This window comes from Alteromonas sp. ABH4_454, assembly GCF_056311775.1.
Window position 1 is genome coordinate 3,120,622 of record NZ_CM149972.1, and the last position, 15,429, is coordinate 3,136,050.

General features: G+C 42.6%; 14 protein-coding genes and 3 tRNA genes. 7 read left to right on the plus strand and 10 right to left on the minus strand.

The features are described from left to right. Positions 1–25: 25 nt before the first annotated feature. From ACYX4W_RS13620 to ACYX4W_RS13635, 4 genes are all read right to left on the minus strand, one after another. Positions 26–117, minus strand: a tRNA-Ser gene (locus ACYX4W_RS13620). A 400-nt stretch (positions 118–517) separates the two neighbouring features. Continuing rightward, positions 518–609: transfer RNA gene (locus ACYX4W_RS13625), tRNA-Ser, on the minus strand. Between the two features lie 181 nt (positions 610–790). Next, a complete protein-coding gene (locus tag ACYX4W_RS13630) occupies positions 791–1,675 on the minus strand; it encodes a DODA-type extradiol aromatic ring-opening family dioxygenase (protein WP_476073545.1) in 885 nt (294 codons plus the stop codon). Positions 1,676–1,765: 90 nt separating this feature from the next. After that, a complete protein-coding gene (locus ACYX4W_RS13635; protein ID WP_476073546.1) occupies positions 1,766–2,215 on the minus strand; it encodes a DoxX family protein in 450 nt (149 codons plus the stop codon). A 210-nt stretch (positions 2,216–2,425) separates the two neighbouring features. Between ACYX4W_RS13635 and ACYX4W_RS13640 the strand changes: the two genes are divergently transcribed. Then, positions 2,426–3,331, plus strand: a complete 906-nt coding sequence (locus tag ACYX4W_RS13640) for a LysR family transcriptional regulator (RefSeq protein ID WP_476073547.1) — start codon at positions 2,426–2,428, stop codon at positions 3,329–3,331. A gap of 157 nt (positions 3,332–3,488) precedes the next feature. Here the strand turns inward: ACYX4W_RS13640 and ACYX4W_RS13645 are convergent, their stop codons facing one another. Both ACYX4W_RS13645 and ACYX4W_RS13650 read right to left on the minus strand, forming a co-directional pair. Then, positions 3,489–4,955 carry a DUF3360 family protein gene (locus ACYX4W_RS13645; protein ID WP_476054041.1) on the minus strand — a complete coding sequence of 489 codons (1,467 nt, stop codon included), beginning with the start codon at positions 4,953–4,955 and terminating at the stop codon, positions 3,489–3,491. A 142-nt stretch (positions 4,956–5,097) separates the two neighbouring features. Continuing rightward, positions 5,098–5,189 (minus strand) — tRNA-Ser (locus ACYX4W_RS13650). 239 nt (positions 5,190–5,428) lie between these two features. Here ACYX4W_RS13650 and ACYX4W_RS13655 point away from each other — a divergent pair. Genes ACYX4W_RS13655 through ACYX4W_RS13675 form a run of 5 tightly spaced genes read left to right on the plus strand, consistent with a single transcriptional unit; the run spans position 5,429 to position 7,560 of the window. Further along, entirely contained in the window at positions 5,429–6,094 is a 666-nt protein-coding gene (locus tag ACYX4W_RS13655) for a Bax inhibitor-1/YccA family protein (protein ID WP_014949619.1), read from the plus strand. A gap of 56 nt (positions 6,095–6,150) precedes the next feature. Next, positions 6,151–6,540 carry a sulfurtransferase complex subunit TusD gene (gene tusD, locus ACYX4W_RS13660; protein WP_476073548.1) on the plus strand — a complete coding sequence of 130 codons (390 nt, stop codon included), beginning with the start codon at positions 6,151–6,153 and terminating at the stop codon, positions 6,538–6,540. Beyond that, positions 6,540–6,908 carry a DsrE family protein gene (locus ACYX4W_RS13665; RefSeq protein WP_476073549.1) on the plus strand — a complete coding sequence of 123 codons (369 nt, stop codon included), beginning with the start codon at positions 6,540–6,542 and terminating at the stop codon, positions 6,906–6,908. Before tusD ends, ACYX4W_RS13665 begins: the two co-directional genes overlap by 1 nt. Next, positions 6,908–7,216 (plus strand): DsrH/TusB family sulfur metabolism protein, encoded by a 309-nt coding sequence (locus ACYX4W_RS13670; protein WP_476073550.1) that lies wholly within the window; start codon positions 6,908–6,910, stop codon positions 7,214–7,216. The genes ACYX4W_RS13665 and ACYX4W_RS13670 overlap by 1 nt, the downstream gene beginning before the upstream one ends. After that, positions 7,213–7,560: a TusE/DsrC/DsvC family sulfur relay protein gene (locus tag ACYX4W_RS13675; protein ID WP_476073551.1), complete on the plus strand. Its 348-nt coding sequence runs from the start codon at positions 7,213–7,215 to the stop codon at positions 7,558–7,560. Before ACYX4W_RS13670 ends, ACYX4W_RS13675 begins: the two co-directional genes overlap by 4 nt. A 44-nt stretch (positions 7,561–7,604) precedes the next feature. Here the strand turns inward: ACYX4W_RS13675 and ACYX4W_RS13680 are convergent, their stop codons facing one another. Next, positions 7,605–8,381 (minus strand): hypothetical protein, encoded by a 777-nt coding sequence (locus ACYX4W_RS13680; protein WP_476073552.1) that lies wholly within the window; start codon positions 8,379–8,381, stop codon positions 7,605–7,607. Positions 8,382–8,745: 364 nt separating this feature from the next. On the opposite strand from ACYX4W_RS13680, the gene ACYX4W_RS13685 reads away from it, so the two are divergent. After that, positions 8,746–9,183, plus strand: a complete 438-nt coding sequence (locus ACYX4W_RS13685; RefSeq protein ID WP_474856798.1) for a host attachment protein — start codon at positions 8,746–8,748, stop codon at positions 9,181–9,183. Positions 9,184–9,270: 87 nt separating this feature from the next. On the opposite strand, the gene ACYX4W_RS13690 is transcribed toward ACYX4W_RS13685, so the two are convergent. The 3 genes from ACYX4W_RS13690 to ACYX4W_RS13700 all read right to left on the minus strand — a co-directional run bounded on the left by ACYX4W_RS13690 (position 9,271) and on the right by ACYX4W_RS13700 (position 15,090). Next, a complete protein-coding gene (locus ACYX4W_RS13690; RefSeq protein ID WP_476073553.1) occupies positions 9,271–9,975 on the minus strand; it encodes an SOS response-associated peptidase family protein in 705 nt (234 codons plus the stop codon). Between the two features lie 149 nt (positions 9,976–10,124). Next, the gene (locus ACYX4W_RS13695; protein ID WP_476054035.1) at positions 10,125–12,092 is read right to left on the minus strand and encodes an alpha/beta hydrolase family protein; all 1,968 of its coding nucleotides are present in this window, start codon (positions 12,090–12,092) and stop codon (positions 10,125–10,127) included. 64 nt (positions 12,093–12,156) lie between these two features. Continuing rightward, a complete protein-coding gene (locus tag ACYX4W_RS13700; protein ID WP_476075482.1) occupies positions 12,157–15,090 on the minus strand; it encodes a TonB-dependent receptor domain-containing protein in 2,934 nt (977 codons plus the stop codon). Positions 15,091–15,429 lie beyond the last annotated feature (339 nt).

The window sequence follows — 15,429 nt, forward strand, 5'->3', positions numbered from 1 at the left end:
CAACAATGTGCGGGTTTTCGTAAATTGGCGGAGAGTGAGGGATTCGAACCCCCGGTGGGTTTGACCCCACGTCTGATTTCAAGTCAGGTGCATTAAACCGGGCTCTGCCAACTCTCCTGAAGTGGTGCTTATCTTAATGATTTACGTCGCCCTGTAAAGCACTAATTTCAATTAAATCAATCAACTGGTGAAATATTCACCTTTTCGCAAGAATAATAACCATCTTTGTATATGATGCTCCGCGTTCTCATTATTTCGAAACACTTGCAGCATTAACCTAGTATAAATGAATGTAGAACATGCTAAGAAGTTTTTTAAGGCTATTGAAGTTATTGCTTAAAAACTCCCACTAGTTCTCTATTCACATCGATAGATCATGATGTCGATAATAACAGTGTTTGCTTACCTTTGAAGAGTGTTGTTATGCGTAGGTTCAGTTCTTGGCTATAGCCGTGTATTAAAGCGAGTAAATTTAGCCCATAAAAAAACCCGCAGCAATGTGCGGGTTTTCGTAATATGGCGGAGAGTGAGGGATTCGAACCCCCGGTGGGTTTGACCCCACGTCTGATTTCAAGTCAGGTGCATTAAACCGGGCTCTGCCAACTCTCCTGAAGTGATGCGTATCTTAATGATTTCTGAGGGCCTGTAAAGCACTAATTGTAAGATTCCGGCCTAAGCGAACAATTGATAAACAAAGTGCTTAATAATTGGTAAAAGCACACTCGGTATGTCTTTATTTTATACTACATCTCGTAATGCGAAACCCAATAAAATAGCTGCTAACGTGAAATTAGTAGTGCCAAACAAACATACTTGCTGGTTTACTAAGCAGTGTTAAAGAAATGGCTTTGTCAGCTGCTTTGAAATTTGCTCCGTAGCAAACATGCAGTGGTAACAGGTGCTCTTCTCTGGGATGGGCATATCGTGCGTCTGGGGCTTCGGCCCAATCGACTAATCTAGCTCTGCGCTCATTTTCACTGTATGCCTTGCTTTGCATTGTTGTTTGTAGCCAATTATTAAATCGGGTGGCTTTTTGCATTGTATCGCTGGCTTTGTCAAAAAAGCCCTGCATATTATGAAAAGAAGAACCCGAGCCTAAAATCAGAATGTGTTTTTGCGATGAATTAGCCGTCGTAGCAGTTTCGACCGCTTTTCTCAGCGCTTTCCCTAATTCAATATGTTTGGTGGCATATAAATCAGACGTTATCGACACTTGAATACAGGGTACATCAGCCTTGGGATACATTATACTCAATGGGATAAACATACCGTGATCGAAACCTCGCTCATTATCACCCCGCGCCGTTATACCCTGCTCTTTCAGATTTGTAACTATTGACGACGCAAAACCTTTCTCTCCTTCGGCAGGGTATTTAATAGAGTACGCTGCTGGTGGAAAGCCATAATAATCATAAATTAATGATGGGCGCGGGTGTGTGGTCACACAGACTTCTGCTTCTTCCCAGTGGGCACTTATCACGATAATTAAATCTGGCTTTGGAAGTTCTATTGATAATCCTTTCAACACGTTAATCATTTCCGCGTGATAAGCTGGTGCATCCTCCTCACCTTTTGAAAGCATTTCAAGAAGCGGAAGCGGGCCACCTCCATGAGAGATATAGGCTGTTGTGATCCGCGCTGTGGGGTGAATATCTGACTGGGGTCGCTGTTGCATAGCATCGCTCATTGTTAACTGCAATTAAGGACTTGGCTTATTAGAAAGCCAGCTATAACAAGCTGGCTTCAATAACCTAGTTCGGTTGTTCTACTTATTCAGCTTATTGCTAATAAGGGTATCGATAGATAATTTTCCGCCACCTTGAATAGTCAATGCAGTCGTTGCAGCTAGAAGCGCAAGAGCAAATTCGTAACCGTTGTTGCTCATAAATAACCCATTAGGTGCATGCACGCTAAAAATAGCAATCACCATAGTAAAGGCGCTCACCAAAGCAGCAGGACGAGTAAGCAACCCAACTATAAGTGCTAGACCACCGAAAAACTCTGCGCTTCCAGCTAGTAGTGCCATTAAAAAACCAGGTGCTAAGCCTATGCTTTCCATCCACTGCCCGGTAGCTTCCAAGCCATATCCGCCGAACCATGCGAAAAGCTTTTGCGCACCGTGAGCACTCAAAATAATGCCAACCGGAACGCGTAAAACCAAGCTAGAAACACTGTTGTTAGATGTAAAAATGCTTTTCAAAAATTGTTTATTCATTGCCATATCCTTAAAACCTTTGGTGACGAAAAGTCCCATGTTCAAAAATGTCGTAACTTAAAAATTAGAGCGCGCTGCTTGTACAATCACTTAGTAGCGACTGCGCTAACCGTATGTGCTTAGAATAGTTACCAACAGCTATTGAATAAAGATGGCAATTATTGAATTATTACCAACATAATGTTGTTAATTAAATAATACGGGTTAAAAGTGGATAAATTATCTCTGTTGAAGACCTTTACCGTTGTTGCAAACGAGGGCAGCTTCACTAAAGCTGCAGAAAAGCTCGACACGTCAAACCAACTGGTGAGTAAATACATTGCAGAGTTAGAAAAGCAGCTTGATGCACGCTTATTTAACCGCACTACAAGAAAGATCCATTTAACCGAGGCGGGCCAGCAATGCTTGCAACATGCTAATCACATCCTTGAAAGTGTAAGCGACATGGAAAGTCAGCTTGGATTGCTAAGTACGCAAGCTAAGGGAGTTTTATATGTCAGTGCTCCAGTTACCTTTTCAACACTGCACTTAGCCGACGCTCTCAGCGCGTTTCAACAAGCACACCCTAATGTATCGATAAACTTGCAGCTTAATGACCGAAAAATTGATGTGATAGACGAAGGGTTTGATATCGCAATACGTGCTGGCCACCTTGCCAACTCAACGCTGGTGGCCAAAAAGATAACAACTATTAAACTTGCTTTATGCGCTTCTCCTGCCTATCTGAAAAAATACGGTACGCCACTACACCCCAACGATTTAAAGCCGGAGCACTATCTTGAATATTCTTACGTGAATTATGAAAACGATAAGTCAATGCTGATTACAGCGTTAAAGGCAAACGCCCAGAAAGTGACGCCTAAACTAACCGCTAATAATGGAGAAGTGCTAGCCAATGTTGCCAAACAAGGTGCAGGATATGTACTTCAACCTACATTTATTGTTGGTGAAGCGCTTAAAAACGGTGAGCTGGTTTCCATACTGAATGAATTCGTACCGCAAGCAATTTCGTTATACGCCGTTTACCCGCACAGAAAGCTTGTCTCTAATAAACTCAGGGTTTTTATCGACTTCTTGTCAAACTACTTTGGAGATACCCCCCACTGGGACCAATAGAGCGTAAACTAAAAAAAATGGTACGCGTAACCCTGCAAGCATCCTTAGGGTTAAGTTACCTAGCACGCAAGGGTAAAGACAACAGAAGAGGCAAGAGAGAGTTACGAAGGACATCAAACGGCGTGGAAGGAAGTTCCCACGCCGTATACTTTCAACACTACATTCTAAAGCTTTCCATTATTGCTGGTACACCAGGGAACATACCGATTAATGCCATAACCGTACACAGCACCAAGAAAGTAATACCAGGAATTACCCAGCGGCCTGCTTTACCTAAATCGCCAGCTCTGTCTTTACACCCAACTACACCTAAATTATCTAATAGCATAGTAAAAGACCACCCAAATACAGGGTTAACTAGTACAGATGAAATAACGACCAGTGCCGCAGATTGCGTTGTTTTACCTTCTCGTGTCATTTGCATACCCGCTTCCATTAATGGAAGAAACACGCCAACAATCAAAGCAACACAGAGTACTGGAGGCCAAATGGCTAAGTCCATAGGGTAACCCCATAGCGCGGCGACAACACATAATAGACCGGTAACTAATGCACCACCTGGAATTGGTCTGCGCGCAATAGATGCTGGGATAATATAGGTTCCCCATGATGATGAGATATTTCCCCCACCTAATAAGCTTCCTACCGCCTGACGGCTTGAAGCAGCAATCATGGTGTCATCGATGTTCATGTGAGCCTTTTCACTTTTCTTCGGGTAACTGAGCTTTTGAAACACCTGATGCCCCAAAAAGTCCGGCGACCACATTGACACTGCAAGTACAGCAAAAGGCAGCACTGCAATAAAGTGCGACCAGTCTGGTAAGCCTAGTTTCCAGCCAGTGTCTTCGCCCCACCAATAAGCAGGGTTTAAATTAGGCATACCAGGCGATGTCGTGAACTCAAACGGCGCACCAAAAGCAAAAGCTATTGCTGCTGCCATTACCGCACCTAGCGGAATAGCCAACCAGCGCTTTTTAATATGCTCTAGCCATGCGTACATAAGAATAGTGGCTATGATCACTACAAAGGCTAGATAGGCCATATCGAAGCTTTCTGCCCAGGCAAATAGCTTCTTAACCTGACCTGTAATACCTATAAAGCCCAAATATAACAGCAGCCCACCGCAAACCCCGTTACTGGTAAGCTTAGCAAGTATGCTACCGCCCTTGGTTATGCCTAATATGAAACCAAACAAACCGATAAGCAGGCCAAGCGCCATGGGGTGACCACCAGAAGCAACGATAAGAGGCACCAGTGGCAAAAGCGGCCCATGGGTTCCCGCTAAATTGGCAGACGGGTTAAGAAAGCCTGAAATTAAAACAACGAACAATACGGCGGCGATAAGTAACTCGAAGCGTACGTTTTCAATGACAAATTCAGGGGATAACCCAAGTGGTGCTGCAAATGCACCAACTACAGCGGCAACCATAACTATTTTACCTATGGTTGCAGCCATCCCGGGTACAAAGTCTTCCCATTCAACGCGGTAGTCTTTACCGGGCAGGTTTAACCGCCAGCGTTTAGGAGAAAGTATTTGTAATTCGTGATTTAAATAGTCGTCTCGTGATTCAAAGCTACTACTTGGTTTGTGAAGATTTTGATAAGAAGAACTTTCTTGTGACACATAACACCTTTAGATTGCGCGAAGAAAACGCAAGCCTAAACATGTGAATGGAATGTAACAATGCGACTGTGGTCTTATACGAAAGTTTAACGTGGTAAACAGGCATAAAAAAACCCGCAACAATGTGCGGGCTTTCCTAATATGGCGGAGAGTGAGGGATTCGAACCCCCGGTGGGTTTGACCCCACGTCTGATTTCAAGTCAGGTGCATTAAACCGGGCTCTGCCAACTCTCCTGAAGTGCTGCGTATCTTAATGATATTTTTATGACTGTAAAGCGAAAAATTAAAAAAATTGGTTAAGTGCCGAGATTTCAACCAAATACGCTGTTTAGCGCGTATAAAAGATGTTTTTATATTCACCTGACACCATTTTCATCTGAAACTACTTGAAAATGGGAACTAAAACCCATACAACATATACTAAATAATTGTGTACCATTTTGGTCATATCATAAGTCCTATTGGAGGAAACAATGGATCAACGTTCGATGTATTCAAGTGCATCTCAACCATCGGTATTGCAGACGAACAAGGTTCTACGCAACACCTATATGCTGCTTGCGATGACACTAGCGTTTAGTGCGGTTTGTGCTGGTATAGCAATGGCGGTAGGCATTTCTCCTATGATGTCTCTTGTTATGACTATCGGCGCATTTATTACTCTTTTTGTAGTCCAGAAAAAAGCAGATTCTGCATCTGGCATCTACTGGGTGTTTGCTTTCACCGGTTTGATGGGCGCGTCTTTAGGTTACACGCTTAATTTCTACCTAGGTGTAGCAGGTCCCGGCCTAATCATGGAAGCACTAGGTGCGACAGCCCTTGTGTTCTTTGCGCTATCTGGCTATGCCCTTACTACAAAGAAAGACTTCTCGTTTATGGGCGGCTTCTTGGTTGTTGGTTTAGTTGTAGTGCTTGTAGCCGCTATTGCGAACATCTTCTTCGCAGTGCCTGCGGTAAGCCTAGCGATTAGTGCAGCGATTGTGTTTATTATGTCAGGCTTCATCTTGTTTGATACAAGTCGTATCATCCACGGTGGTGAAACAAACTACATTCGTGCAACAGTTTCGCTATACTTGAACATATACAACTTGTTCACGTCTATCCTTCACCTTCTAGGTGCGTTTGGCGGCGACGATTAATTTAGCGTTAAAGGTTGAAAAGATAAACACCCCTTAACCGGGGTGTTTTTATTTGTATGGCAGAATATTCAGTACTTATCACATCATCACCGTTTCAAGGCGATACAGCGTTACGCGCCCTCGCCTTTGCGCAAGGTGTAATCGATAATGGTGATGTAATAAACAACGTTTTCTTTTATAGCGAAGGTGTACACCACACTAATAACTTAATGCTAAATTCGGGCGACGAACTCTACGCACTAGATAGCTGGAAGACTCTGGCATGTGAACATGGGGTAAAGTTACTTGTATGCATTACCGCTGCCGTTAAGCGAGGTATCGTTAGCGAGGTAGAGGCGAAAGAGAATGGTTTGTCTCAGGCTAATTTAACCGCTCCTTTCGAGCAAGCTGGCTTAGGCGAGTTCTTCGCTGCGCTCCATGATTGCAACAGACTGGTACAATTCTAATGGCGCATTTACTTATTAGGTTTACGCAAAGCCCTTTTTCCAATGCAAAAAGCCAAGATGGTTTAGATTTTGCGCTTGCTGCAACAAACTATGGGCACGATGTTAAAGTGCTTTTTGAAAACCAAGGTGTATTGCAGCTTGTTAAGGCAGCGTCTACCAAAGGGCTGAAAAATCACACCAAACGTTTAGCTAGCATGCCATTTTTCGATATAGAAGAATGCTTTGTGTGTAAAGTGAGTGCAGTTACCTACGACATTGACCAGGTTCTTGCTAATACCAGCTTAGTTGATGAGTTAGACTGTGAGTGGATAACCCCAGAAGAAAAAGTCGCGCTTATCCGAAGCGTAGATCATGTGGTGACATTCTAATGCTTATTACTATTTCAACGCCAAATTTGAGCAATGAATACAAACAGCTTATTGAAGCCACCTTTCAGCAAGCGACCTCTGCATATGTAGTATTCGTTGGTGATGGCGTTTATGCCCCTACGTTAAACACCGCGTTTTTTGAGGAACTAGTCAATACGGTAAAAGACAAGTCAACGCTTAGCTTGTCGTTCTTGAGTACAGACGCGGCTACTAGGGGCGCAAATCTGCCTGAACATTTTAACCCAATTTCCTACAAAGAACTTGCTGCAATATCAGCGAAAAATCAGCACTGGATACCCCTTTCATGACACAAGAAACCTATAGCTTCAATTATAAAGGTCAAGCGATCCCTACTGACAAAGCCGGGTATTTACTTGACTATACCCTATGGGACGAAGGTATGGTTGAGCTGCTGGCGCAAGAAGAGAACATTGAGCTAACCGAGGCGCATTGGGAAGTGGTGCGTTTTGTGCGCGCATTCTATGAAGAATACGAAACCAGCCCAGCGATTCGTGCTTTGGTGAAAGCCATGGCCAATAAGTTTGGGCCAGAAAAAGGTAATAGCCGCTACCTGCAGCGACTCTTTAGAAAAGGCCCGGCGAAGCAAGCCACCAAACTGGCTGGGTTGCCCAAACCTGCTAAGTGCTTATAAAGCTGGTGTTGAAAAGGCCAGGCATCGTTTAGTTCTGTTTTCCGTCAATCGCACCGTTCCGGAAAAGAGTACACTGTCTCTGTACAAGGAGTCTGGCCCTTATTCGCATAGCAAGTACGCATACTCACTGTTCTTTTGCAAATACCTGGAGAAATGGTCTCTAAAATATTTGAAGAGTCTAGACCAGGACCGACATAAGCCCCCCAATATTGGTGTTTTACCTGGTTTTTAGCAAGTTCTCTTCGGCACTGCTCGTCGTCAGTAATGGTATTAGTTAATTCATCTATTTCGCCATTTATAAATGCTAGAGCATGTGTCATCCCATCAATTTTAGACGTTCCTCTCTCTAGGCTTAGTGTTACCGAATTTAACTTATATCTATGATTTGTAGAGAGTTCCGATAAAAAACCAAGTCTAAAAACTAAGCTATCTTCAGCGTCACCAACAATAGCAATGCTAGACTCTTCACTTAAATCACGATAAACATTAAAGTCTACTGAATGACCATCGATTTCAATTTCTAGACCAGTCAATTCCTCACCTTTACCTAAATCATTAAGGTCCAAATTTTTACCGTTAACGTGTTCTATAATACTGCTTTCAATTTGATTGCTGACTACTTTTTGCCCCTTTACTCCATTGTAGTATTGAGAGACAACATAGCATGCGGCTGACGTTCTAGATGATGATTGTGTAAGTGAGGCAAAAGAATTCGTTTCAGGGCTTTTAAAGGAGTTCGGCTGCCCGTATTCAATCATCGTCGTAGCATTCGCTATTGCGGGTAAGAAAAGACATGCCGCTAATATTCCGATTTGTCTCATTGAAAAGTCCTTATTTCTTAATTCTTGTAGCAATTAATGTAGACTGCCCCCCCCCTTCAATCAATATTATTTTTAAGAAACAATACATTACGATTTAATAATTTAGACTAACCTTATAGATTAGGCATTAATTTGCTTCGTCATAATTATTGTTCGATCAGAGCTCTTTGCACGGTTTGAAACCTGCTTCGAGTTAGCTATTAGAAGCGACACCCTATTGTTAATTGTCTTAGCTTTGGTGTTGATATTGCAATACCCCTTTTACATTAGCGTTTTATTTCGGGTTTTAGGCACATTTTTCATACTTGCCATTAGAAAACACCATAAACGTGAATGTTTTACATAAAAGGACATAGGAGGCTGTATGACAGTTCAGAAACACTACGTAATTGTGGCTAACCACGACGACGCCACAGCTTACACCTATACCAACCACGGAAGTGCGCTTGTTGAAGTAAAGAAATGGCACAATGAGTTTAGCGGCGCGAGTGACCAAGATATTTATACGGATAAACCCGGTAGACAATCGGCTCCCGCTTCGCAAGTACCGGGCGTTGATAGCATGAACCGAAAAGATGCCGCAGAACTCGAAGATGAACGATTTGCCAGCGACATCGCAGAGTGGCTGGATGGTGAGCGTAAACGAGGTGCGCTAGGCTCAATAGATATTATTAGCGGGCCGGGGTTTCTTGGAAAATTGCGAGGCGGAATGTCATCTCAATGCTCAGAAGTCGTCGACAAAGAAGTGAAAAAGAATGTTTTAGGCGCGGACGAGGAAACCTTGCTTTCCTATCTTAAATAAAACGTTCTACTGTAAATCTAAGATTAGAGGCGGCTGTGATTAAGGCCGCCTTTATTTTATTTGTATGCGCGGTTTGATTTAACAGTTTTAGTCAGCCTTTAACATGTTAACTTCACCGATTGCCTCGGCACTCTTAAACGTTTTTACTCGCGTGACTTCAAGGTCGTTATAAATACGAGGGTTATTCAAAATATACTCTACCTCATTATTTAATGAGCCTTGTTTGTCAGCGGTTAGCCATGCATTAATAGCGTGACTATCGTGAGGAAGAAAGCATGGAATGGATTTCTCGTGATACTGACTAAATCCCTCTACGGGTGGGCGTGTTACTACCGCACAGGAAAATAGCCCATTGCTAAACCGCCGATATACTGCGCCAATCAGCAATGCTCCACCAGTGGGCTTCATTAAGTAATGTGCTTTTCCTTTACCAAGTGGGTTTGACTCACCTACTGCCGTTGCTACGACTATCGCGCGTCGTTCTCGAATAAACTTGCTCCAGTAAGGGCTATCTAAATTACGGGCGTTAAATGTTGTTCTGTTGCCAACTTCTAACGTGTCGCCAACGGGCTTAGCATCAAACCACCATGTAGCATCTATGGTGCTAACACCAGACACTATTAAATTAGTAATTTGCCGTTCAGATGCTTTTCCAAATGCAGGATAAAAGTTAATGACATTGCTTGTGGAAGATTCGTTGACAAAAAGCGGAATGGTTTGTGTGAGCCCCACTTCTTCAAGCAGCGCTATAACGTCTGGTGAGTCAGTAATACGTTGTATAAATCCGCACATGTATTCTTTCTCTTTTTTTATTTAGGATAACCTGTTTAATAGTAACGCTTAGCGTTAGAAAACAAAGCTAAAAATAAAAAAAGGAAACGGTAGCTAACCGTTTCCTTTTGATTTTATTTGCAATTTCTAGTTGCAGTAAAGCATGCTATTTACTGAGTATGCTTATCTAAAAACTTGATCATTGCATCCCAACGCTCTACGTTATTCTCAGGCTTATAAAAACCATGGCCTTCGCCTGATTTCATCATCCATTCATAGGGCTTGTTGTGTTTTTCCAACTCATCGCGCAATTTAAATGCGTGCTCTTTTGGTACACGAACATCTTCTTCGCCTTGAATTATAAAAACAGGAACTTTTATTTTATCTACATTCTTCACAGGCGACTGAGCAACTTGCTCTGCACCTTCAGGTAGTACGCGATTCAAATAATTAACCCCAGACTTACGAGTAGGGATATCACCTCCTTCCCTAAAATGTTGAAGACTATAGACACCCACAAAACCAATGGTGCATTTATACAGATCAGGCTCTCTAATTACGCTTTGAAGAGCGGCATATCCACCGTAGGAGCCACCATACACGCACATCCGGTCTTTATCTACGATGCCTTGTTTAACCAAGTGTAGAGAACCGTCAGTCATATCATCAATCATAGTTGTTCCCCACTTTCTGAAGCCTGCGGTTAAAAAGTCTAAACCATATCCGCCCGAACCTCTAAAATTAGGTTGTAGTACCGCGTAGCCATGAGACGCTAGCACTTTAGCGTCAGCGTTGATTTCTGCGATGGTATCGTACACACCGTGAGGGCCACCATGTGGAAGTAACACAAACGGCAAGTTTTTGGATTCACCAGGAGGAAGGGTAAGCACTGCTGATATCTCTTGCCCATCTCTTGCTTTGTATGTAATCAACTTAGACGCTGGAATGCTAATATCATTCATCCAAGGTCTTGATTCAGCAAGTTTGACAAGTTGCCGTGCTTCTTTATCAAACAAATAGAATACCGACGGATTATTCGCATTGTTCACTCTAAAAATAGTCTTATTACCATCTTTGGTCGATGACGTTGCGCTTATAGTTTGTCCTTTAAATGATTTTAGAAGACTCGCAATTATCGACTGTTCAGATTTGTTTTTTACGTCTTGAAATAAAACTGCATCTGGTTGTTTATACTCATAAAAAGCACCAAGCAATTCGCGCACCTGACCACCTTCAGCATGAAGAATAGGTGTTACATCTACTTTTTCGTGAGCATAGAGTACCGTATGCTCCCTCGTTTCTATATTGTAGGTCGCTATAGCTTTGGTGGGCGTCTCTATTGAACTTAAACCAACTAGGGTCTTGTCATCGTCTAACAGTACAATAGGCTCAAAGAAAGGCGCATAATCTTCCGCTTCAAAAGCCACAAACCAATCTTCATCTTTCGAAGCTCGAACCAATAGCTTTTGTTTATTACCTTCATTTGGGTCGGTATTAAAAGTTGCAATTGCATAACCTTCACTGTTCGTGATTACACCAGATGTAATCCCGTCGTATCCGCGCAATGGTAAACGGCCAAGACCACTTTTACGGCCATTACTTACTTTCATTTTATACAGATCTAAATATGGCTCTTTAGCATATAGGTCTACACTTGAAACAATTACGGCATCTGGTTCATTTGGAAGAAAGTCTACCATCTGAGAAAAGCGCTTATCGCCACTTTCTGAACGCCATCCCGTCAATATTGTATTGTTTGAACCGTCAGCATTCATTGCGATTAATTCACCCGTTGGAAGGGGTCTTTCGAATGAACCAACTTCGCGAGCCATCGTAAGCAAAAGGCGTTCATCATTCAGCCAATTGAAACTACTTACCGATTTCTTCCCTTTTCCACGAGTTATAGATACTACTTTTTGATTTTTTATATCTAGCACCGTTAAAAAGATTACACCGTCTTCTTTATCCCGTGAAGTTGATGCCAAATAGGTGCCATCGGGGGATATTTTAATATCTAGATAAAGTGAAGGGTTTGCGTAAGCCTCTAATACTTGCTTGTTTACATCTGCCCTCGCGGAAACCAATAAAAATTGGTTTCCTAGCATTAACGTTATGAAAAGTAACAAACGCGCTTTCATTTATAATTATCTCCATGTAAAAAAGCCTCCGATAAACGGAGGCTTACTACGTCAAGTCATACTTTTAGAAGTTGTATTTCACGTTAGCAAATACTCTTCGACCGATAAAGTCGTACTGAGAGAATAAAGCAGAGTTACCTAACTCAAAACCACTTCTAGATAAACGAGGTGGCTCTTGGTCAAACATGTTTGCTACACCCACAGTAACATCGAAGTCTTCGTAAACAAATGAGCCCGACAATGCGTGATATGTCGTCCATTTTGTTTCATCAATAAACGTCACTGTTTCGCCATTTAGCGTAGTAGTATTTGTTTCGCTACTGTAGTACTCGTAATCATTAGTAGAGTCGAAGTAGCTAGCAGTCCACGTAATGCTCCAGTCGTCTCTACCATAGGTTAGACGAGCCACACCTACGTGTTTAGGAATACCGTTTTCACCAACTTCATTATTATATGGAGAGTCTTCAAACAACAGGCCATACTTTTCAATCTGCATAGTGTGTTCTACGCGGAAACGAACATTACCCCAATCGAATTCCTCATCATAAGTGAAGTTGTAGTCAACACCACGTACGCGTTGGTATGAAATGTTTACGTAACCACCGTTAACTTGGTCGATACCAAAATCGTTTGCATCTGAACCGTCTCTACGTGTAAATAAATCACATAGTGGCTCGTTAGCAAAATCGATAGAGTTATAACAACGGTTTACGATGTCTGCACCGCCCAAGTTGTCAATCTCGTTTGAAATTTCAATATTGAAATAGTCAATTGAGAAAGCGTACGTATCTTCAGGGCTTGTAAGAACAAGACCGATGCCTTCTGCAACTGAAGTTTCTGCTTCAAGACGACCTACACCACCGCTAGTAACAAGTAATGCTGAACTTCCACCTTGCTCGTAATCCGCAGGAATACCCTCAGATTGACAGTTAGCAAATACTGTATCGTTAATTGCACCTGACTCGAATTGGTTTACATAGTCAAGACACGGGTCGATAGCTAGCTGACCAGCGAAACCTGTCTGTTCTGCAAGGTATAGCTCGTATAGTGCTGGAGCACGGAAAGACGTACCGCGGCTTGCACGAACGCTCACACCGTCGATGATTGACCAGTTCAAGCCTAGTTTAAACGTTGTGTCTGAACCATAAGTATCAACATCGTTCCAACGACCAGAAGCAGTTAAATCCAGGCTTTCGAAGCCAGTAACATCTTCTAAAACTGGAATTTTCACTTCTGCGTAAATTGCTTTAGTTAACTGGTCACCAGCAGTGATACCTGCTCCAGATAGGCCCCAAGAGTTGCCGTTCAGAGTATTCTCTCCAGGTGTATCCTCGATTTCATCTTTTTGGATTTGGAAACCGAATGCGGCACCTACTTCACCAGCTGGTAAAGTGAACAAGTCGCCAGTTACATAACCTTCAAGGGTTTGTTGGTCGTAAGTTGTTTGCCCGCTATCACGGCCAAACAAGAACGCTTCTTGTGCTGGTGTTCTGTTACCGTAAAGGAATTCCGGGTCAGTCCATGGAATGTCAACACAGGTATTACCGCTAAAGTCGGTTACTTCACCAGAACAACTAACGCCATCAGCAGCATTGAACTGTGCCATCAACATAGCATCGTTATAGATAATATCTTGTTCGTACTTACCATCGTTGTAGCTGTACTGGTAAGATAGATCCCAAGTCCAGAAGCCAATATCGCCGGTAGCACCAACAACACCACGGGTATAATCAACTTGAATTTCTGAGCTAAAGTGGTCTGTTAACGCAACAGGGAATACAAAACCATCACCATCAAAGCCATCTAAAACATCAGTAGATAGCGTACCAACATCCGCAGTCCAGAACTGACGATAGTCATCAGTCTTTGTTGTACGACGGCTGTGAATAAATTCACCGTAAACAACTACATCATCAGTAAGATTGTATTCGCCAGTAGCATAAATTGACGCGTTTTGCGTTTCTGGTACAACAGTTTGCGAGCCTAAGAATGGATGATTTTGATCCCACCAACCTTCACTGGCATAGTTATCGTTAAATGAAACCGGATACCAGCCTTCTGGTGTTGTAAAGCCAACGTTAGCATCGTTAATGCTTTCGTATCCGTTATTCGCGAAAAAGTTGTCGTAATCAAATGCAGCCTGCAAACTGCCGCCATAAGCTGAAGATACACCACCATATAGCCATAACCCGTAACCGGTTTCGGCACAGTGGTATTCACCTGTACGAGGGTCGATAGGATCGGTACGTGAACCGTCTTCAGCAAACTGTAGACGTTCTGTACAGTTGAAATAGTCACGATCGCCACGGCGAAGCATTGACACCTTGCGATAGTCAGCAGTCACACGGAATGAGCCTTCAGCATACTCTTCACCATAAGAGATGTTGATACGGCGGTCTTCACCGCCCGATTCCATTGGCTGGCTGATATCAACGTTTACTGTCTTCTCGTCGCCTTTTTTGGTGATGATGTTAATTACACCGGCTACCGCGTCTGAACCATACAGAGCTGATGCACCGTCTTTAAGGATTTCAACACGCTCGATAGCTGAAAGTGGCAGACTGTTCAAATCGAATGAAGAAACTGCACCACGTGTACCCGCAGGTCCTGCACGACGGCCGTTTAAAAGAATAAGTGTACGGTTTGCACCTAAGCCACGAAGACCAACAGTTTCTGCACCAGTACCGCCGTCAGTTACATAACCAACTGTAAGCGCTGCAGTGATCTGGCTTGAACCTGCTGCTGCAGTACTTGTACGAAGTAGTTCGCCCAATGTCTTTAGACCTTCGCCTTCAGCATCTTCAACAGAAATGATGTCGATAGGTGTGTCATTAGCAAAAGAGTCCGTACGAATACGAGAGCCGACTACTGAAATCTGTTCTACAGATTCAGCACTCTTATCAGCTTCTTCTTGAGCAGCTACGAATGAAGCTCCCCCAAGACCAAGCGCGACGATTATCCCTTGAGATAATCGGTTTAGTGTGTTTCGGTTTTCCATATTTGTTCCCTGGAATTCGGCTTTCTGAACAAACAGAGCTACCGAAAGGTAAGTCCATTTATCCATGAAGCTTTCTTTTTTTAATTAAATGTAAATACGACCTATTTTCATTATTGTGATTGAGGTGAACTTACATTTCAGTTTTGTTACGTCAAGCGCAACGTTAGCCAAAAGTATAAGATATAATTGTAAGTGTCAATTATGACTTTAGCGCATGAAATATATGTGATTTATGAGCAAAAAGCGCTATCCATTTACATTTAGAAACAACTTTTATTGCTTACTTTTTGAGCTATAAGGTGTTGTTTATATATGGATTTTATTACATGCCAAGAGTTT

Coding starts and splice junctions, on each gene's coding strand:
- ACYX4W_RS13665 (WP_476073549.1), top strand. CDS start 6,540: ATGGCGCATTTACTTATTAGGTTTACGCAAAGCCCTTTTTCCAATGCA.
- tusD (WP_476073548.1), top strand. CDS start 6,151: ATGGCAGAATATTCAGTACTTATCACATCATCACCGTTTCAAGGCGAT.
- ACYX4W_RS13700 (WP_476075482.1), bottom strand. CDS start 15,090: ATGGAAAACCGAAACACACTAAACCGATTATCTCAAGGGATAATCGTC.
- ACYX4W_RS13685 (WP_474856798.1), top strand. CDS start 8,746: ATGACAGTTCAGAAACACTACGTAATTGTGGCTAACCACGACGACGCC.
- ACYX4W_RS13680 (WP_476073552.1), bottom strand. CDS start 8,381: ATGAGACAAATCGGAATATTAGCGGCATGTCTTTTCTTACCCGCAATA.
- ACYX4W_RS13695 (WP_476054035.1), bottom strand. CDS start 12,092: ATGAAAGCGCGTTTGTTACTTTTCATAACGTTAATGCTAGGAAACCAA.
- ACYX4W_RS13675 (WP_476073551.1), top strand. CDS start 7,213: ATGACACAAGAAACCTATAGCTTCAATTATAAAGGTCAAGCGATCCCT.
- ACYX4W_RS13655 (WP_014949619.1), top strand. CDS start 5,429: ATGGATCAACGTTCGATGTATTCAAGTGCATCTCAACCATCGGTATTG.
- ACYX4W_RS13690 (WP_476073553.1), bottom strand. CDS start 9,975: ATGTGCGGATTTATACAACGTATTACTGACTCACCAGACGTTATAGCG.
- ACYX4W_RS13630 (WP_476073545.1), bottom strand. CDS start 1,675: ATGCAACAGCGACCCCAGTCAGATATTCACCCCACAGCGCGGATCACA.
- ACYX4W_RS13670 (WP_476073550.1), top strand. CDS start 6,908: ATGCTTATTACTATTTCAACGCCAAATTTGAGCAATGAATACAAACAG.
- ACYX4W_RS13635 (WP_476073546.1), bottom strand. CDS start 2,215: ATGAATAAACAATTTTTGAAAAGCATTTTTACATCTAACAACAGTGTT.